At 57.0% G+C, this 17,858-nt stretch carries 18 protein-coding genes; 10 read left to right on the top strand and 8 right to left on the bottom strand.

Features of this window, described 5'->3' with window-relative positions:
* Window positions 1–4 precede the first annotated feature (4 nt).
* Window positions 5–967 carry an NAD-dependent epimerase/dehydratase family protein gene (locus J7395_RS19625; protein ID WP_209223318.1) on the bottom strand — a complete coding sequence of 321 codons (963 nt, stop codon included), beginning with the start codon at window positions 965–967 and terminating at the stop codon, window positions 5–7.
* 104 nt (window positions 968–1,071) lie between these two features.
* Between J7395_RS19625 and J7395_RS19630 the strand changes: the two genes are divergently transcribed.
* Both J7395_RS19630 and J7395_RS19635 read left to right on the top strand, forming a co-directional pair.
* Window positions 1,072–1,440 (top strand): metalloregulator ArsR/SmtB family transcription factor, encoded by a 369-nt coding sequence (locus tag J7395_RS19630; RefSeq protein ID WP_247742311.1) that lies wholly within the window; start codon window positions 1,072–1,074, stop codon window positions 1,438–1,440.
* On the top strand, window positions 1,430–1,891 hold the full coding sequence (locus J7395_RS19635) for an SRPBCC family protein (RefSeq protein ID WP_209223320.1): 462 nt from the start codon (window positions 1,430–1,432) through the stop codon (window positions 1,889–1,891). Before J7395_RS19630 ends, J7395_RS19635 begins: the two co-directional genes overlap by 11 nt.
* A gap of 125 nt (window positions 1,892–2,016) precedes the next feature.
* On the opposite strand, the gene J7395_RS19640 is transcribed toward J7395_RS19635, so the two are convergent.
* On the bottom strand, window positions 2,017–2,481 hold the full coding sequence (locus tag J7395_RS19640) for a RidA family protein (RefSeq protein ID WP_037987824.1): 465 nt from the start codon (window positions 2,479–2,481) through the stop codon (window positions 2,017–2,019).
* A gap of 176 nt (window positions 2,482–2,657) precedes the next feature.
* Here J7395_RS19640 and J7395_RS19645 point away from each other — a divergent pair, with 176 nt between their 5' ends.
* Window positions 2,658–3,635 carry a DMT family transporter gene (locus J7395_RS19645; protein WP_247742312.1) on the top strand — a complete coding sequence of 326 codons (978 nt, stop codon included), beginning with the start codon at window positions 2,658–2,660 and terminating at the stop codon, window positions 3,633–3,635.
* Window positions 3,636–3,730: 95 nt separating this feature from the next.
* Window positions 3,731–4,363 (top strand): TetR/AcrR family transcriptional regulator, encoded by a 633-nt coding sequence (locus J7395_RS19650; RefSeq protein ID WP_062958214.1) that lies wholly within the window; start codon window positions 3,731–3,733, stop codon window positions 4,361–4,363.
* Between the two features lie 15 nt (window positions 4,364–4,378).
* On the opposite strand, the gene J7395_RS19655 is transcribed toward J7395_RS19650, so the two are convergent.
* Complete coding sequence (locus J7395_RS19655) at window positions 4,379–4,801, bottom strand: secondary thiamine-phosphate synthase enzyme YjbQ (protein ID WP_209223322.1); 423 nt, start codon at window positions 4,799–4,801, stop codon at window positions 4,379–4,381.
* Window positions 4,802–4,978: 177 nt separating this feature from the next.
* Between J7395_RS19655 and J7395_RS19660 the strand changes: the two genes are divergently transcribed.
* The 4 genes from J7395_RS19660 to J7395_RS19675 all read left to right on the top strand — a co-directional run bounded on the left by J7395_RS19660 (window position 4,979) and on the right by J7395_RS19675 (window position 8,534).
* The gene (locus J7395_RS19660) at window positions 4,979–5,311 is read left to right on the top strand and encodes a hypothetical protein (RefSeq protein WP_209223324.1); all 333 of its coding nucleotides are present in this window, start codon (window positions 4,979–4,981) and stop codon (window positions 5,309–5,311) included.
* 123 nt (window positions 5,312–5,434) lie between these two features.
* A complete protein-coding gene (locus J7395_RS19665; RefSeq protein ID WP_209223326.1) occupies window positions 5,435–6,004 on the top strand; it encodes a plastocyanin/azurin family copper-binding protein in 570 nt (189 codons plus the stop codon).
* A gap of 91 nt (window positions 6,005–6,095) precedes the next feature.
* Window positions 6,096–7,802, top strand: coding sequence for a copper resistance system multicopper oxidase (locus J7395_RS19670; protein WP_209223328.1), 1,707 nt, complete (start codon window positions 6,096–6,098; stop codon window positions 7,800–7,802).
* A gap of 6 nt (window positions 7,803–7,808) precedes the next feature.
* Window positions 7,809–8,534 (top strand): copper resistance protein B, encoded by a 726-nt coding sequence (locus tag J7395_RS19675; RefSeq protein ID WP_209223330.1) that lies wholly within the window; start codon window positions 7,809–7,811, stop codon window positions 8,532–8,534.
* A gap of 58 nt (window positions 8,535–8,592) precedes the next feature.
* On the opposite strand, the gene J7395_RS19680 is transcribed toward J7395_RS19675, so the two are convergent.
* The 4 genes from J7395_RS19680 to J7395_RS19695 form a co-directional block, all read right to left on the bottom strand.
* Window positions 8,593–9,450 (bottom strand): class III extradiol ring-cleavage dioxygenase, encoded by an 858-nt coding sequence (locus J7395_RS19680; RefSeq protein WP_209223332.1) that lies wholly within the window; start codon window positions 9,448–9,450, stop codon window positions 8,593–8,595.
* 149 nt (window positions 9,451–9,599) lie between these two features.
* Complete coding sequence (locus J7395_RS19685) at window positions 9,600–9,812, bottom strand: DUF3185 family protein (protein WP_062951751.1); 213 nt, start codon at window positions 9,810–9,812, stop codon at window positions 9,600–9,602.
* A 124-nt stretch (window positions 9,813–9,936) separates the two neighbouring features.
* On the bottom strand, window positions 9,937–10,527 hold the full coding sequence (locus J7395_RS19690; RefSeq protein ID WP_348541249.1) for a cysteine hydrolase family protein: 591 nt from the start codon (window positions 10,525–10,527) through the stop codon (window positions 9,937–9,939).
* A gap of 66 nt (window positions 10,528–10,593) precedes the next feature.
* Window positions 10,594–11,511 carry a LysR family transcriptional regulator gene (locus J7395_RS19695; RefSeq protein WP_209223334.1) on the bottom strand — a complete coding sequence of 306 codons (918 nt, stop codon included), beginning with the start codon at window positions 11,509–11,511 and terminating at the stop codon, window positions 10,594–10,596.
* 104 nt (window positions 11,512–11,615) lie between these two features.
* Here J7395_RS19695 and wrbA point away from each other — a divergent pair, with 104 nt between their 5' ends.
* Both wrbA and J7395_RS19705 read left to right on the top strand, forming a co-directional pair.
* Window positions 11,616–12,251, top strand: coding sequence for an NAD(P)H:quinone oxidoreductase (wrbA, locus tag J7395_RS19700; RefSeq protein WP_209223336.1), 636 nt, complete (start codon window positions 11,616–11,618; stop codon window positions 12,249–12,251).
* Complete coding sequence (locus J7395_RS19705; protein WP_209223338.1) at window positions 12,248–13,456, top strand: MFS transporter; 1,209 nt, start codon at window positions 12,248–12,250, stop codon at window positions 13,454–13,456. Before wrbA ends, J7395_RS19705 begins: the two co-directional genes overlap by 4 nt.
* 90 nt (window positions 13,457–13,546) lie before the next feature.
* Here J7395_RS19705 and J7395_RS19710 read toward each other — a convergent pair whose 3' ends face one another.
* Window positions 13,547–17,263 (bottom strand): vitamin B12-dependent ribonucleotide reductase, encoded by a 3,717-nt coding sequence (locus tag J7395_RS19710; protein WP_209223340.1) that lies wholly within the window; start codon window positions 17,261–17,263, stop codon window positions 13,547–13,549.
* Window positions 17,264–17,858: the final 595 nt, after the last annotated feature.

Raw genomic sequence — 17,858 nt, forward strand, 5'->3', positions numbered from 1 at the left:
CACATCATGAGGCGACGGGCAGGGGTGCCGTTACCTCGACACAGCTTTGAAGATCGCGCGTGATATCGGTGTGGCGCGGTTGCCAGCCGAGGTCACGGATGGCCTTCTGGCTGGTCATGCGGTGGCTATGGGCCAGGCCCCGCGCCCATTCGCCATATTCGCGCGCGATGTCATCGGGGCTGATATGCACGACCCCGCAATCAGTCCGGCCAAAGGTCCGGGCGATCTGGCGGGCAAGATCGCCGGTCGCGATACCTTCGATGCCAACCCCGATATAGCTTTGGCCGCGTTCGCCATTTTCAAGCACCAGCCGGTACAGATCGGCGAGATCATCGGCATGGATCAGCGGCCAGATGACCGAACCATCCCCGACAATCCGGACGCGGTTTTCATCGCGCGCCATGCGTGCCATGTCGTGAAGTGCGCCGCCCGGCAAGGTCGGGCGCGTGCGAGATGGCGGATCGGTGCGGTAAACCGTGGCCGGATGGATCACCATGCCATGCAGGGCCGGATCGGACAGGATTTTGGTCAGGCCGGGCACCATCCATTCAAAGCCGGCAACCGGGGCAAAGGGTGTGGCTTCATCATGGATGTGATCGCCCGATTTGCTTGACGGGTAAAGCCAGCTTCCGCCGGTATAGATGAAGCGCGGCAGGGCGGGGGCCTTTGGCCCGGACTGGCGATGCAGGGTGCGGAGCAGTTCGATCAGCATCCCGGCATCAACCCCGCCCATATCAGCCGAAAAATCACATGCGGCATGAATGACGGCATCGACGACGGGCAGTTTATCGCACCACGGGCCGGGATTGTGGATATCGCCCCGGATCGGCCATGCGCCCATGACGGCAAGATTGGCGGCACTGTTTTCGCTTCGTGCCAGGGCAAAAACATGATGCCCGGCCGAAACCAGATTGCGCACGATTGCCGCCCCGATCAGGCCGCTTCCACCCAGAATAAAAACACGCATCGCCATTCTCCTGAATTCGTGATGCGTTCGTTCATAGAACCTCAAGTAAGGGTAAGGTCAAGCGGGAATTTTTAGGGAAAAATAGTTTGCCAAAAGGAGAACTGTTGATTATAGTTCGCCAAATGGAAAACTATCAATCATCCCTTGATGCGGCCTTTCATGCGCTTGCCGATCCGACACGCAGGGCGGTGCTGAGCCGACTGACGCAAGGACCGGCATCGGTCAAGGAACTGGCGGAACCCTTTGACATGGGTTTGCCGTCTTTCATGAAGCATCTGCATGTTCTGGAAAGTGATGGCCTGATCCGTTCGGAAAAAGTCGGGCGTGTGCGCACGTGCCGGATCAATGCCGAGAGACTGGCCGCGGCCGAAGCATGGCTTTCAGAACAGCGGAAACATTGGCAGGCGCAGGCCGATCGCCTTGCCGATTATGTCGAAATCCAAATGATCGGGAGATCCGAAGATGGCAGTTAATCAGTCCGAACTGACGGTCGAGCGTTTCATCAAGGCATCGCCAGCAGCCGTCTGGAAAGCATGGAGCACGCCGGAGCATCTTGAAAAATGGTGGATACCGGCCCCGATGGAATGCAGGGTGATCAAGCTGAACCTGCGGGCCGGGGGCGGGTTCGAGACACAGATGCGCCAGGGCGGCGAAGATTTTCAGCCCCATGTCGAAGGCTGTTTTCTGGAAGCGGTTCCCGAGAGCCGGCTTGTCTGGACGACGGTCCTGCGCGAGGGATGGCGCCCCATCGAGCCGTGGCTGGCATTGACCGCGATCATAACCTTCACGCCAGAAGGCAGCGGGACACGGTACCGGGCGCATGTGCTGCACCGAAATACCGAAGATTCCCTGAAGCATCAGGAAATGGGCTTCTTTGACGGCTGGGGAACCGTGATTGAACAGTTGGCAAAAACTGTCGAGTAACGAAAAAGCCGGGCATGTGCCCGGCTTAATTTTGGTCCGAAGCCACGACCCACAAAGCAGCGTGGGATATGGATTCCCGCCTGCGCGGGAATGACGGTTGTGGTTTGGCGGATGGATCAGTGGCGTTACGCGACTTCGAAGATACCGTCGATTTCGACCGCAACGCCGAGCGGCAGGGACGCAACGCCAACCGCAGAGCGGGCGTGTTTGCCAGCATCGCCGAAAACTTCGACCATGGTGTCGGAGGCGCCATTGACGACCTTGGGCTGATCGGTGAAGGCGGGGTCGGAATTGACAAACGCGTTCAGTTTGACGACGCGTTTGACGTTATCAAGATCGCCAATCGCGGCGCGGACCTGTGCGATCAGGTTGAGCGCACAGAGGCGTGCGGCTTTCTGGCCGTCTTCGACCTGATAGTCGCGGCCAAGTTTGCCGATGAATTTCAGTTCGCCGTTTTCCATGGTGATCTGACCGGAGACATGCACAAGATTGCCGGAACGGACATAGGGCACGTAATTGGCAACCGGGGCATTTGCCTGGGGCAGGGTGATGCCGAGTTCGGCAAGGCGGGCGTCGATTTTTCCGGCCATGGATTTGATCCTCGTGATTTGGTGTGGCGAAAACGGTTCCAACTTATCGGCGTTGGCGCGCAAACAAAACCATTTCTTTTGTGTGAAATGGCGTGGCGCGGCGTGACATGAGATGGCGTGCGGCGGCGACCTTCCATAAGCAATGCTGATCGATTGATGAGAAATTTGGATTTGTCATGGATCGCAATCCATCGCACAAGAAAGCCAAGCCCGAAACGGGTGGCATAAAACAATCAGGGGACGCGGACGAAATGGGATCAGGACGGTTTAAAATTGCCGATTTGCACGGTGCGTGGCTGGTGCTGATCGGGGTTCTGATCATCAGCCCGGATGCGCTTCTGGTCAGGCTGGTCAAGGCCGATGACATGACGACCGCGTTCTGGCGGTTGCTGATCCTTGGATCCACACTTGCCCTGATCGCGTTCTGGCGCGGGATGCGCCGCCGCCAGTCATTGCGCCATGCGATGATGCCGACCCGTGATGAAATGCTGGCGGGGCTGTTTTATGGCGGGACGAGTGCGTGTTTCATCCTGTCGATCCGCAATACCGATGCAGCCAATACATTGGTGATCATTGCGGCAACGCCGTTGTTATCGGCTCTGATTGCGGTGTTTGTGTTCAAGCGCGTTCTGGCGATGCGGACATGGATTGCGTCACTTGTGGTGTTTGTCTCGCTTGCGGCGATTGTCGGGGCGGGGTTTGGCGGGGCCAATACGCTTGGCGATATTCTGGCCCTTGGGACTGCGATCTGCATGGCGTGTTATTTCAACGTGGTGGGTACGCGCATTCATATTGATGCGGTGCGTGCGATGATGGTGGGCGCGTTTCTGGCGACCCTGATCATGGTGCCAAGCGCCAGCCCGATGGCGCTTGAGCCGCTTGATCCGCTTTGGCTGATCCTGCTGGGCTGTGTGGTGTTGCCGCTGTCGTTTCTGTTCATTACCGCCGGGGCCAAGAAAATCCCGGCGGCCGAGGCGGGCCTGATCATGCTGAACGAGGCGATTTTCGGATCGCTTCTGGTGTGGCTGGTGGTTGACGAGGTGCCAAGCAGCACGACATTGATTTGCGGGTCAATCGTGATCGCGACACTGGCGATACACAGTTATCTGGGGCTGCGGAACAGTCGCAGGCTCCGCGCGGCAGAGGCGCGTTAGGGCAGCAGTCTGCACAGCAGGCAATTGACAGCAGTTGGTATCAGGGTTAATTGAGTTTACTCAGTGAGTGTGCTCAATTAAATAAGGGATGTCTTATGCAGACCGGTGTGAACAGTCGGGCGGCCAAGCGCGAGCAGACACGTGAAAACATCCTTGAAGCCGCGCGGCAATGCTTTTGCGAGACCGGGTTTGACAAGACATCGACCCGGATGATTGCCGAGCGGGCCGGTGTGGCCGAGGGCACAATTTTCAGCCATTTCGAGACCAAGGAACAATTGCTGATCAGCTGTGTGGGCGAGCAGATGGCGGCAACGATTGCGCAGGCGCTTCATACCATGGACCCGGAATGGTGTTTTGTGGACAAGCTGATGCATATCGCATCGCACCGCTTTGCCCAGATCGCGCTGAGGCCCGGCATGTGGCAGGTTCTTTTGCAGCAGATGGTGTTTTCCCCGCGCAAGGGGGCGGTGCATGATCTGATGCGCACTAGCGGGTTGATTGCCGCGATCCGCGCCCTTGTCGAGGACGCGCAGCTTGACGGTGAAATCAATCCGAACCTTGATCCCGACCAGATTTACAAAACCATGATGGCGCTGTTCCTGTTTACGGTGCACGAGCATGTCAGCGCGCAGAATTTCGATTGCGAGGATATGTGCGCAACCCTTCGCGAGATGCTTGAGGTGCAGGTGCGCGGCATCTGGATGCGTCGGCCGGAAATGGCGGCGTAAGGCGGCAAGCCGGGCTTATTCCCCGATCAGATGCAGGGTGATCTGGCGGCGGTGCGGGGCGTGACGGTGTTCAAACAGATAGATGCCCTGCCACGTACCCAGAACCGCCCGACCGTTTGTGACCGGGATGGTCAGTGATACATCGGTCAGCGCAGCCCGGATGTGGGCGGGCATATCGTCCGGCCCCTCGGCGGTGTGGCGATAGAGGCTGGGGTTTTCCTCGACCAGTCTTGCAAAGAAGGTTTCAAGATCAAGCACCACATCGGGATCGGCGTTTTCCTGGATCGTCAGGCTGGCGGAGGTATGGCGGCAATAGATGGTGATCTGACCGGTTTTGATGCCGGTTTGCTGCAGCCATGACTGGACCTGATCGGTGATTTCAACAAGGCCCTGTCCGGTGGTGCTGATTTCAAGCGTGATCTGATCTTGCGTAAGCATGGGGCATTCCGTCTTGCGAGGTTGATGTCTGAAAATGATCGTAATCACCAGAGTGAACAATAACAAGGGCGCCTAATCTTTTGAAATATAAGGATATGCTGCGTGCCGCAATATTGCCGCTTGACGTTATTGGCCTCCGGGAATAACGATTTGAGCGTTAACTTTTGACCGGAAGCCATGATGCGTTTCATTTCCTGCACACTTGTGATCCTGATGAGCCTGACAGTTTTGCTGTCGGTCAGCGGGAACGTGCAGGCGCATTCCCGCCATGGCGGTGAGGGCCATCATGGCATGGTTAGCGATATGGACAAGATGGCCCAGCCGATTTCCCACGATCCGTTGTCATCCCATGCCGATATTTGCGGTATGACGGTCTGCGGGCCGTTTGTCGAAGAGCTGGCCGGTCCGGCATCGGTCACGCTTGTGGTTTCACAAGCTGCATTCTGGATCACGGAGCGTTCGTTCGTTTCGATTGAGGCCGATGGCAGCTACAAGCCGCCGCGCGCCTGAAAATAATCCCGTCTTTGTCTTAAATGCCGTCGTCTGTTCGCCCGTTTCGGGGATCAGTGCAGTTCGCATACGTGTTTGTGCGGCGACGGCAATCATTCTGACGATTATTTTCAGGAGCATGATATGCCCAACGTCAAATCGAATTTTCTTACCCGTCTTGCCCTTTCGACCTCTGTTATCGGTGCGCTGATGACGGCACCTTTGGCCGCATTTGCAAGCCCGGGCCACGGTCAGGGCCATGGTTCGGTTGCCGCCGAAATCGGCACGCCGGGCAAAGCTGCCGACGTTACCCGCACCATCAAGGTCGTCATGGAAGACAATTTCTTTGATATGGAAACCATTGAGGTCAGCGCCGGTGAAACCATCCTGTTCCAGATCGAAAACAAGGGTGAGTTTGTTCACGAGTTCAATATCGGCACGGCCGCCATGCATGCCAGCCATCAGAAAGAAATGATGATGATGATGGAGCATGGCGCGCTTGATGTGGACAAGATCCATGCGGATAAAATGAAGATGGATATGGGCAATGGCATGACCATGGAACATGACGATCCCAACAGCGTCCTTCTTGAACCCGGAAAAACAGCCGAGATCATCTGGACCTTCCCGGCGGATGCAGAGCTTGAATTCGCCTGCAATGTGCCCGGCCACTATGAAAGCGGCATGATGGGCAAAGTCCGTCTGAAGTCATAAGCCGATTGGTCTGAAGTGCCAGAGGCGGGGGGCCGTGCCTTGCCGTCCCTGAGGCCTCTGGCGTTTCCGCAAGTTTTTGGGAATCCATAAAATGAAAATCAACTATATCAAAGGCGTCCTTGCCGGGGCGCTGGCGATGGCTGCCCTGTCGACGGGAAGCCAGGCGGCGACCTATGACCTGACGGTCGATTATGTCACCATCGATACAGGCGATACCAAGACAACGGGTATTGGCTATAACGGGGCATCCCCCGGACCGACCTTGCGCTTCAGGGAGGGCGAGGAAGCGGTGATCAACGTCACCAACAATCTGAAAGAGGCTACCTCGATCCATTGGCATGGCCTGATCCTGCCCTATCAGATGGACGGGGTGCCAGGCATCAGTTTCCCGGGGATCGAACCGGGTGAAACATTCACCTATCGCATTCCGGTCAAACAAAGCGGGACTTACTGGTTCCACAGCCATTCCGGTTTTCAGGAGCCGGATGGGGCCTATGGTTCGATCATTATCGAGCCGGAAAAGCGCGAGCCGTTCAAATTCGACCGCGAATATGTCGTGGTTCTGAAAGACAAGCATCCCCATTCCGGTGATCGCATTCTGCGCAATCTGAAAATGATGCCGGACTATTACAACCGCAAACAGCGCACCCTTGGCGATTTTATCGATGATGTTGGCAAGAACGGGTTGGGCGCAACGCTTTCGGAACGCGGTGACTGGGGTTCCATGCGGATGATGCGGACCGATATCGAGGATGTTCAGGGCTTTGTCGGCCTGATCAATGGCATGTCACCCGATCAGAACTGGACCGGATTGTTCAATCCCGAAGAACGGGTGCGGCTTCGTTTCATCAATGCATCGGCGATGACCTATTTCGATGTCCGCATTCCGGGGCTTGAAATGACCGTGGTGCAGGCCGATGGCAATAACGTGCAGCCCGTCAAGGTTGATGAGTTTCGCATTGCGGTTGCCGAAACCTATGATGTGATTGTTCAGCCAAAGGATGACAGGGCCTATCCGATTTTGGCGGAATCCATGGGGCGGTCTGGCTATGCCCTTGCCACCCTGGCCCCGCGCGAAGGAATGCGGGCCACGATGCCGGAATTGCGGACTGAATCACCGATGCTGACCATGGCCGATATGGGCATGGCGCATGGGGATATGGGCCACGGTGATATGGCCGGTATGGATCATGGTGCTGCGTCCACCGACAGCGGATCGCAAGGTTCGATGCCGGGCATGGACCATTCCAATATGGCCGGTATAGATCATTCCGCCATGGGCATGACCGACAAGGCCGATCCGTTCTATGCGCCCGGCAGTGGCCTGATCCCGGCGGCGGCCAATGGCGGCAAGTTCCTGTCCTATAGCGATCTGAAAGCGCAGAAACCGCTTTATGCAGAACGCCCGGCCACGCGCGAGATAGAATTACGCCTGACCGGGAATATGGAACGCTATAGCTGGTCGATCAATGGCGTAAAATACGAGGATGCCGAGCCTATCCGGCTTAAATACGGGGAACGGGTCCGGTTCAAATTCGTCAATGAAACCATGATGACCCATCCGATGCATCTTCATGGCATGTGGTCGATCCTTGATACGGGGCAGGGTAAATGGAACCCGGTCAAACATACGATCAGCATCAATCCGGGCACCACGGTTTATTCCGAAACCGAGGTCGATGAACCGGGCGAATGGGCATTTCATTGTCATTTGAGTTTCCATATGGCAACCGGCATGTTTCGCAAGGTCGTGGTTGAAGGCGGCCCGACAGTCACACAGCTTGGCAACGGGAATTGATCCATCATGAAAAAACGTGATCTGATGATGATCGGCGGCGGTGTCGCATTGGCACTCGGCCCGTTCGCGCGTGCCGGTATGGCGATGGATGCCAGTATTTATTACGGGTTTCAGGCCGAACAGTTTGAATACCGTGTCGGTGACGAAAGCGAAAAGCGCCTTGTCTGGGATGCGGATGCCTTTGTCGGCACGGACGAACTCAAGCTGCGCTGGCAGGGGGAGGGCGAACGTGACCTTGATGCCGACAGTTACGAGAAACTTGAAAACCGGTTTGTGCTGCAAACACCGATCAGCGACTTTTTCGATGCCAAGGGAGGCGTGCGTGTTGATATCCCTGATGGTGCGGATCGCTGGTATGGAACGGTCGGTATTGTCGGACTTGCCCCGCAATGGTTTGAAGTCGATGCTGATCTGTTTGTCAGCGAGACGGGCGATGGTTCAGCAAGGCTTGATGTCGAATATGAAGGGCTTCTGACCAACCGTTTGATCCTCACACCATCGTTCGAGATCAATTCGGCGTTCTCGGAAGATCGCGAGATCGAGATCGGCAAGGGGATTTCCAGTGCCGAGATCGGCTTGCGGCTGAGCTATGACCTGATTGATCGCGCAATCGTACCCTATGTCGGTGTGGCCTATGAACGAAAGTTTGGGGATACCGCCGATTTTGCCAAACATGACGGCGAGGATTATGAGGCAACCTATATCGTCACGGGCATTCGCCTGATGTTCTAGACAAAAGGCCGGGAGATGACGTCTCCCGGCCTTCTTGTTCTGGTCTGAATATGTTCGTTCAGGCCGTTTGCTGGATGCTTTGGGGATCGTCAAAGCGAAGTGCCGTCATGGCAAGGTTGCCGAATTCAAAACTGTCATGCAGGGTTTCGGGCACGAAATCATCACCCGCCGCCCCCACCGCAGCCCCAAGGGCAACATAAAACGGCATCAGGTGATCGTCTTCGGGGTGGGCCATCGCGGCATAGGGGGCCTGTGCGCGGTAATCAAGCAGGGCATCGATATCGTGACTGCCCAGTTTGCCCAGCATCCAGCTCGTGAATTCCTGCGCCCACGGATCAATCGGACCCTCGTTACGGTCAAGGGCGCGCAGATTATGGGTCATCGCCCCGCTGCCAACCACCAGAACACCCAGATCACGCAAACCGCGCAGCTTTTTACCCAACTCATAATGATCCGCCGGGCTGCCATGACCCAGCATGGAGAGCTGAAACACCGGGATATCGCCGCCGGGGCGCGCAATGATCAAAGGCATCCATGCGCCGTGATCAAGGCCGCGCGCGGCATCGGTTTCTGCCCCGATCAGACCGGCGATTTCGGATGCCAGTGCGGGATCACCCGCGACATCGTAATGCAGGTCATAAAGCGGTTTGGGGAAGCCGTAAAAATCGTGGATGGTTTCCGGGCGGGCCGCGGTCGAGATGGTCGGCGTCGCGGTCTGCCAATGGGCCGAGACGATCAGGATGGCGCGTGCGCCATCGAACAGATCACCAAGATCGCGGGCAAAGAAATCAAAGGCCGGGGTGCTTTGGCGCGCAACCAGCATCGGTGATCCGTGCGAGATGAAGACCGGCGCGAGATTGCCATCCGGGGCGGCAGAAACGGGGCTGGAAATGCGGTTGGCAACGGGGCTGGTCATGGTGGGGCACCTCGACATTCACAAAACATGAATTGCGAATATGTGCCTGTTTGGGCCACCTGACCAGTCACCGTTCGTCAACAGTGTGTTGCCATTGCACGTGAAAGTGCGGTTTGGGGAAACAATGGCAACGCCCGGATCAGGAAGGATTAGCGGGCCTTGGCGCCGAACATCATCATGACAAAGCCACCAATGGCAGCCGCAGCACCACCAATCAGATACCAGACGGTTTCGTCGGTATAACGGCCAAGGAAGGTTTCGGACAACTGATCGGCCGCACTTTCAGACGCGTTAAAGCCAACAACCAAAAGCGCGATGCCGATGATACAGATGACGATTCCTGCGATACGACTGATAGGCATGGGGGCTCCTGTTATTCTTGTTTGCGTTTGCTCGTGTCCCGAAAGCGGGACGTGTGTAACAGAGATCACAACGCGGCTTTGGCGAAGTTGTTCCAAAACATGAATAATTAAAGTCAGGAAATGATCAGGCGCCTGAATTTGGCAGTCGGGCCATGATATCGGCACTGGTCGAAAGCGTGCAATATTCCGATCCCAGAACCGCGGCAAACAGGTCAAACACGGTTTGCGCATCGTGACGGATACCCTTGGCGTCGGTGACGTCAATCGCGGTGGTAGCGTCGAGCGGCAGGATGACGTCAAAGCCCAGACAGTGGGCGACCCGGATCGAGGCATCCATCGAATTGTGGATCACGACACCGGTAAAGATCAGACGCGTAATGCCATGATCGTGCAGGTATTTTTCAAGATCGGTGGCGATGAAGGCGCAATTGACGTTTTTGGCAATGACCGGTTCGCCGGGCAGCGGGGCGACTTCGGGTTTGATCGCGTTGCCCGGACCATCGGTGTGATAGGTCGAGGCGGGATTGGGTTCGTCATGGCGGATATGGATCACCGGAAGGCCTGCTGCCCGAAAACCCGCCAGCAGATCGACGATTTTATCGACATAGCCGGGATTGTTTTTTGACGCCCATTTCGGATCGTCGATGGCCTTTTGCACATCAAGGACGATGAGGGCGGTGTTGGCAGTGATCGGTGGCGTGATGGCGGCGGACACGGGATACTCCGTTAATCGGGGCGATAACTGATTTATCGGCACAGATTAGGGGGAAGCCCAAGGAATTCAAAGATTGGATTGTGTTCGTGCCAGTATTTCCCGGCGCAGCAGGCGGGCGGCGGGGCCCATTGTCTGATCGGTGCGATGGAGGAGATAGCAGTGCAGTAGCGTTTCGCCGTCCTTTCCGAAGGAGGCGGCGGGCACGCGGATCAGACGGCCGTCTTCGAGGTCCTGCGATATTCGCCAGAACGGCATGCGGCCCCAGCCAAGCCCGGACAGAATAAGGCTGTGTTTGACATCCAGACTGCCGACACGCCAGGTGCCGGGCGATAAAACGCCGATATCGGTTCCGTCTGAAAGCGGGGTCGGGTCTTCGATGACGATTTGCAGATGTTCGGCCAGGGCGGTTTTGGGCAAAAGGGTGTCGCCCCGGATGACCTGTGCCAGGGGATGTGTTGCGGCAACCACGGCAATCATTGCGGTTGTGCCGACGGCCTCGGCTTCGATATGCGGGTTGCGGAATTCCTCGCCGACCGTAATGGCGAGATCGCATTTCTTCTGATCAAGGGCAGAAACCGGACCGCCAAGCGGCAGGACCGAGAGATTGACCGAAACGGTGGGGAAGGCATTTCGCATCGCCAGAAGGGCCGCACCGATTTCGGGCAGGGGAAACAGCGTATCGACCACGATGCGCAGTTCGAGTTCCACACCCTGTTCCATGCCGCGCGCGCGGGCGCGCAGCGCATCGGTTTTCAGAAGAACCGCACGGGCATCCGCAAGCAGGGCCTGGCCTTCGACTGTCAGGGTGGGGCGGTGCCCGGATCGGTCAAAAAGACAAATCCCCAGTTCGGTTTCAAGATTGCCGATGGCGTGGCTGATCGCTGATTGCACGCGGCCAAGCCGCTTTGCCGCAGCCCGGAAGCTTCCGGTTTCGGCAACAGCGATCAAAACGCGCATCTGATCAAGGGTCAATCCATCCAGCATGATCGATATTTTAGAACATTTTGATCGTTCTTTTGCCACTTATTTCGAATGGATGGCTGTGCGATGCAGGGAACCCTGTCGCAACAATTTGAAAGAGACCGGTCATGACAAGGGTTCTGGTGCTTTATTATTCGTCCTATGGCCATATGGAAATCATGGCCAATGCGGTTGCCGAGGGCGCGCGCAAAACCGGGGCGATTGTGGATATCAAACGCGTGCCCGAAATCGTGCCGGATGCCGTGGCGGAAAGTGCCGGATACAAGCTGGATCAGGCAGCGCCAGTCGCGACGGTTTCCGATCTGGCCGATTATGACGCGATCATTTTTGGCACGCCGACCCGGTTTGGCAATATGGCAAGCCAGATGAAAAACTTCCTGGATCAGGCGGGCGGGATCTGGGCGCAGGACAAGCTTGTCGGCAAGGTTGGCAGTGTCTTTACATCGACCGGCAGCCAGCATGGCGGGCAGGAAACAACGATTTTATCGACCCATATCCCGTTATTGCATTTCGGCATGGTGATTGTCGGACTGCCTTATACCTTCAAGGGGCAGGGGCGGATGGATGAAGTTACCGGCTGTTCGCCATACGGGGCATCGACCATTGCCGATGACGGACAGGGCGGGGATCGAAGCCCGTCGGAAAACGAACTGGACGGCGCCCGGTTCCAGGGGGAGCATGTGGCCCGGACCGCAATTGCGCTTTCCGAAGGGCGGCATCTGCTTAAAGCCCGAAGTGCATGATGAACATGGTCGGTGACCGGCAGCGAACGGTGGCAATTGGCCGTTTCGTTGTGCCGGTGATTGTCGGTGCGGGCATCGTATCGGCATTCCAGGTCGGCAAGGTGCCGGTTGTCATGACGGCCTTGCAGGATGACCTTGGCGTCGGGCTGGCGAGTGCGTCCTGGCTGTTATCGGCCTTTGCGCTTGTCGGTGCGCTGGCGGCGGCACCGCTTGGCCTGCTTGTCGGGCGGTTTGGCGCAAAGGGCATGGCGTTGTCGGGGCTTCTGATGCAGGCGGTCGGATCGGCGATTGGCGGGGTGAGCCCTGTTTTCGCTATCATCCTTGCATCAAGGGTTCTTGAGGGCATCGGTTTTCTGTTGCTGATTGTTGCCGCCCCGACATTGATCGCAGCGGCCACGCGCCATGGCGGGCGCGAAAAAGCCATGGCGCTTTGGGCGACTTTCATGCCGGTTGGCATCTGTCTTGTCATGCTGGCGGCCCCGGTGCTGGGGCTGATCGGGTGGCGCGGATTGTGGCTTGGCAATGCGGTGCTTCTGGCGGGATATGCCGTTTTGTTGCGCGGGTATATGCGCGCCATTCCCGATGCTGATCTGAGGGATGATTTTGATCATCGTGCAATTGGCGATGACCTTGGCTGGGCGTTGCGGTCGGGCGCGCCGTGGATATTGGGCGGCATCTTTGCCGCCTATACGGCGTGTTATTTTGCCGTGTTCGGATTTTTGCCGATGCTTTTGTCCAAAGGCATGCAGATCGGGCCGGAACTTTCGGGTGTCCTGGGCGCGGTGATTGTTTTGGCCGGGGCGGCAGGGAACATCGTTTGCGGTGTGATGCTGGCGCGGGGATATCAGGCGCAGCGTATCCTGATGACGGCATTTGCGGTCATGACGGTTTGCAGTGCCGGTATCCTGATCGACGGGATTTCGGTTCTGATGCCGTTCCCTGCGGCCTTGATCTTTTCATTCGTCGGCGGGTTCATCCCGGTTGTGGTTTTTGATGCCGCCGGGCGATCCGCACCGCGAAGCGCGCTTGTCGCGGTGACCATCGGTTTTGCCATGCAGGGCAATAATATCGGACTGATGGTTGGCCCGGCGATTGCGGGATCCATGGCCGAGCAGTTTGGCTGGGGCAGTATCGGCATTCTGATTGCCGGCATTGCCTGTGTCGCGGTTTTGCTGGGGCGCAGTCTTTTGGGGCGGATGCGGTAGGTTCCAAAGAAAACGGGAAAAACAAAACCGGCCGGGAAATCAATCCCGGCCGGTTTTTGTTAAGTCGGTTTTGCGGTCGTGTCGGGGCTCTTACGAGCAGCCCGTGGTGCTGCCGCAAGAGTCGCATTTAAGGCAGGTGCCGTTGCGCACAAGGGTGAAGTTGCCGCATTCAGGGCATCCGTCACCTTCGTAGCCTTTCATGCGGGCTTCGCGGATGCGGTCGAGTTTGGCATCCGTTGCCGACATGACTTCTTCGCTGGCGTTCAGGATCGCGGTTTCGCTGCTGGTCGGGGCAGCGGTGGTTGCGATGCTGGCGGTTTCCGCCTGATGGCTGTGGCCATGATCATGCGAGTGGGCATGATCGGTGCCGGTGGCCTTCATGATCACGCGTTCTTCAACCGGCGCACCACCGTCAACAACGTAAAGGTTGCGACGGACGAAGCCGCTGGATGCGACCTTGCGGATGGTTTCAATCGCGCGGTCTTCGGCCTTGGCTTCCTCGCCAAGGTCGCCTTCGGCGACACCCTTGCCAACGGCGTCCGGCAGAACGTCGGACGGCTGGACATGGGCGAGGTCGTTACGACCCAGATAGGAAATCGCCAGTTCGCGGAACATGTAATCAAGGATCGAGGTTGCCATTTTGATGGCGTCGTTCCCGGAAACCATGCCCGATGGTTCGAAGCGGGTGAAGGTGAAGGCTTCGACATATTCTTCAAGCGGCACGCCATACTGAAGGCCGATGGAAACCGCGATGGCGAAGTTGTTCATCAGCGAGCGGAAAGCAGCGCCTTCCTTGTGCATGTCGATGAAGATTTCGCCAAGTTTGCCGTCTTCATATTCACCGGTGCGCAGATAGACCTTGTGTCCGCCGACGGTGGCCTTCTGGGTGTAACCCTTGCGGCGCGACGGCAGGGAACGACGGTCGCCACGAATGACGCGTTCGATGATTTTTTCGACGATCTGTTCGGAAACAGCGGCCGCCTTGGTTGCGGTCGGCTGATCGGCGTAATCGTCTTCTTCGACGAGGGCGGCATTCAGCGGCTGGCTGAGCTTCGAGCCATCACGATAGAGCGCGTTTGCCTTGAGGCAGAGACGCCAAGACAGCATATAGGCGTCCTTGCAATCCTGGATCGAGGCATTGTTCGGCATGTTGATGGTTTTCGAAATCGCACCCGAGATGAACGGCTGTGCCGCGGCCATCATGCGGATGTGGCTTTCAGCCGACAGGTAACGTTTGCCGATGCGGCCACACGGGTTGGCGCAATCGAATACCGGAAGGTCTTCGTCACGTAGGTGCGGGGCCTGTTCCAGCGTCATCGCGCCGCAAACATAGGTGTTTGCCAGTTCGATCTGCTTTTTGTCGAAGCCAAGGGCGGCCAGCATGTCAAAGTCCATGCTGTTGAGTGCCTTGGCATCAAGGCCAAGCTGCTTGACGCAGTATTCTTCGCCAAAGGTGTATTTGTTGAAGACGAATTTGATGTCGAATGCGTTGGCAAGTGCGCCTTCGATTTTCGAAATCGCGTCATCATCAAAGCCCTTGGCCTTGAGATCGTCATGGGTGATGGAGGGCGAACCCACCAGGGTGCCATGACCGACCGCGTATTTTTCAATGTCGCGGATCTGGCGTTCGGTATAGCCAAGCGTTGCCAGTGCAACCGGAACGGTGCGGTTGATGATTTTGAAGTAACCGCCGCCAGCAAGCTTTTTGAACTTCACAAGGGCGAAGTCCGGCTCGATCCCGGTGGTGTCGCAATCCATGACCAGACCAATCGTGCCGGTCGGCGCGATAACGGTGGTCTGTGCGTTGCGGTAACCGTGCTTTTCGCCCAGTTCCAGTGCCTTGTCCCATGCGGCGCGGGCGGCAACCGGAAGTTCGGCATAAGGAGAATCGGCGGCAACCAGCGGCACCGGATTGATCGAAAGACCTTCGTAGCCTTCCTGTTCGCCATGTGCGGCACGACGATGGTTGCGCATGACACGCAGCATTTCCTTGGCGTTATCGGCATAGCCCGGGAAGGCACCGAGTTCGGACGCCATTTCGGCCGAGGTCGCATAGGAAACGCCACACATGATTGCGGTGAGCGACGCGCCAATCGCACGGCCTTCGTCGCTGTCATAGGGGATGCCCATGCTCATGAGCAGGCCGCCAATGTTGGCATAGCCAAGGCCAAGCGTGCGGTAACGATAGGACAGTTCGGCGATACGATCCGACGGGAACTGTGCCATCAGAACCGAGATTTCCAGAACGACGGTCCAGAGACGCACGGCATGTTCATATGCCGCGACATCAACGCCACCATCATCCGAACGGAAGTTCATCAGGTTCAGCGAGGCGAGGTTACAGGCCGTATCGTCAAGGAACATATATTCCGAGCACGGGTTGGACGCATTGATGCGACCCGAATTCGGGCAGGTGTGCCATTCGTTGATCGTGGTGTCGTACTGGATGCCCGGATCGGCACAGGCCCATGCGGCTTCGCCGACCTTGTCCCACAATTCGCGGGCGGCAAGGGTTTTGGAAACCTTGCCATCGGTACGGCGGATCAGTTCCCAGTCACCGTTATCAAGAACAGCCTGAAGGAAGTCGTTCGAGACGCGAACCGAGTTGTTCGAGTTCTGACCCGAAACGGTCAGGTATGCCTCGGAGTCCCAATCGGTGTCGTAGGTCTTGAAGCTGATTTCGGTGAAGCCCTGACGGGCGAATTCGATGATCTTGTTGATATAGCTATCGGGGATCATCACGGCACGGGCGGCCAGCACGGCTTCTTTGAGCTGCGGGTTGGCACGCGGCAGGAAGCGATCCTCGGAATCGGCGGCACCGTCCCAGTTGGTGCAGGCAGCCAGAACCTCGGTCAGGTGCTTTTCGGCCAGTTTCGAGCCGGCGACGAGGGCCGCGACTTTCTGTTCTTCGATGACTTTCCAGTCGATATAGTTTTCGATGTCCGGGTGGTTGATATCCACCACGACCATTTTGGCCGCACGGCGCGTGGTGCCGCCCGACTTGATCGCGCCCGCAGCGCGGTCACCGATTTTAAGGAAGCTCATGAGGCCGGAAGAACGGCCGCCACCCGAAAGCGTTTCGCCTTCGCCGCGCACGTTCGAGAAGTTCGAACCGGTGCCGGAGCCGAATTTGAACAGGCGTGCTTCGCGGGTCCAGAGATCCATGATGCCGCCCTCGTTCACGAGGTCATCGGAAACCGACTGGATGAAGCAGGCATGGGGCTGCGGATGTTCGTACGCACTGGCCGATTTGGTCAGTTCGCCGGTTTTGAAATCAACATAGGAGTGACCCTGTGCCGGGCCATCAATGCCGTAGGCCCAATGCAGACCGGTATTGAACCATTGCGGCGAGTTCGGCGCACCCATCTGGTGGGAAAGCTGATAGCGCATTTCATCGAAGAAAGCCTGCGCATCGGATTCGGCATCGAAATAGCCGCCTTTCCAGCCCCAATAGGTCCAGGTGCCAGCCAGACGGTCAAAGACCTGGGTGGCGCTGGTTTCGCTGGTGTAGCGGCCTTCTTTCGGCATTTTTTCGAGCTTGGACTTGTCAGGTGCCTGACGCCAGAGCCAGGACGGAACGTCCTTTTCCTTGACCGGTTTCAGCGCGACCGGAACACCCGCCTTTCGGAAGTATTTCTGCGCAAGGACGTCGCTTGCCACCTGCGACCAGGAGGACGGGACGTCGATATCTTTCATTTCAAAAACAACCGAGCCGTCGGGGTTTTTGATAACGCAGGACGACTTACGAAAATCGATGTCGGCGTATGGGCTGACACCTTCCTGGGTGAACTTTCTGCTGATCCGCATGGTCTGCTCCGTTTTGGTCAGACTTGATGTCGTGCGCATAAGCACCAACACGGCCTGAACATTATATAGTTTGCTCAACGCTCATACGCTGCCCCCTGGCCTTTATAAAATGGCCATGTTTGGGCGAACGGAAATCTGTAATCTGTGGTGGTGGTCCCCCCTTGGAACCATCCGGTCCGTGGCCAAGACTATAAGGCCAAAATTTCGGGGTAGTCCACCAAACTTTGTGGTTGACAGCGATTTTTATCACTAGATGTAGTGGTTCAATCGATGTCGCGCATATCTGATGTTTGGAAAATCTCGTTAAGATTGTTTAAACGCCCCGCAAGCCCGCGGAATACTGCGCTTCTGGCGATGGTGCGGCCATCACAAGTCCATAAGACTCGGACTACATCTTGTGCCGGGACGAGATGACCCCCACAACGCAAAACAAAGCTAACGCCGTTTGCATTTGAAATCCAGCGCCAAGCACAGGCAATGCCGTTTCGGAGATGTTTCTAGCACGAGGATGTCTGATAACATTTTGATATTTATATGAAAATCATTGTTTTTATCCGGCGCGAATTTTCAAGCCGGGCAGGGTATATGCAGGACC

Source organism: Thalassospira sp. A3_1 (assembly GCF_017744215.1).
In the GTDB taxonomy this organism is placed as follows: Bacteria; Pseudomonadota; Alphaproteobacteria; order Rhodospirillales; family Thalassospiraceae; genus Thalassospira; species Thalassospira lucentensis_A.

Coding starts and splice junctions, on each gene's coding strand:
- J7395_RS19625 (WP_209223318.1), bottom strand. CDS start 967: ATGCGTGTTTTTATTCTGGGTGGAAGCGGCCTGATCGGGGCGGCAATC.
- J7395_RS19635 (WP_209223320.1), top strand. CDS start 1,430: ATGGCAGTTAATCAGTCCGAACTGACGGTCGAGCGTTTCATCAAGGCA.
- J7395_RS19640 (WP_037987824.1), bottom strand. CDS start 2,481: ATGGCCGGAAAAATCGACGCCCGCCTTGCCGAACTCGGCATCACCCTG.
- J7395_RS19645 (WP_247742312.1), top strand. CDS start 2,658: ATGGATCGCAATCCATCGCACAAGAAAGCCAAGCCCGAAACGGGTGGC.
- J7395_RS19650 (WP_062958214.1), top strand. CDS start 3,731: ATGCAGACCGGTGTGAACAGTCGGGCGGCCAAGCGCGAGCAGACACGT.
- J7395_RS19655 (WP_209223322.1), bottom strand. CDS start 4,801: ATGCTTACGCAAGATCAGATCACGCTTGAAATCAGCACCACCGGACAG.
- J7395_RS19660 (WP_209223324.1), top strand. CDS start 4,979: ATGATGCGTTTCATTTCCTGCACACTTGTGATCCTGATGAGCCTGACA.
- J7395_RS19665 (WP_209223326.1), top strand. CDS start 5,435: ATGCCCAACGTCAAATCGAATTTTCTTACCCGTCTTGCCCTTTCGACC.
- J7395_RS19670 (WP_209223328.1), top strand. CDS start 6,096: ATGAAAATCAACTATATCAAAGGCGTCCTTGCCGGGGCGCTGGCGATG.
- J7395_RS19675 (WP_209223330.1), top strand. CDS start 7,809: ATGAAAAAACGTGATCTGATGATGATCGGCGGCGGTGTCGCATTGGCA.
- J7395_RS19680 (WP_209223332.1), bottom strand. CDS start 9,450: ATGACCAGCCCCGTTGCCAACCGCATTTCCAGCCCCGTTTCTGCCGCC.
- J7395_RS19685 (WP_062951751.1), bottom strand. CDS start 9,812: ATGCCTATCAGTCGTATCGCAGGAATCGTCATCTGTATCATCGGCATC.
- J7395_RS19695 (WP_209223334.1), bottom strand. CDS start 11,511: ATGCTGGATGGATTGACCCTTGATCAGATGCGCGTTTTGATCGCTGTT.
- wrbA (WP_209223336.1), top strand. CDS start 11,616: ATGACAAGGGTTCTGGTGCTTTATTATTCGTCCTATGGCCATATGGAA.
- J7395_RS19705 (WP_209223338.1), top strand. CDS start 12,248: ATGATGAACATGGTCGGTGACCGGCAGCGAACGGTGGCAATTGGCCGT.
- J7395_RS19710 (WP_209223340.1), bottom strand. CDS start 17,263: ATGCGGATCAGCAGAAAGTTCACCCAGGAAGGTGTCAGCCCATACGCC.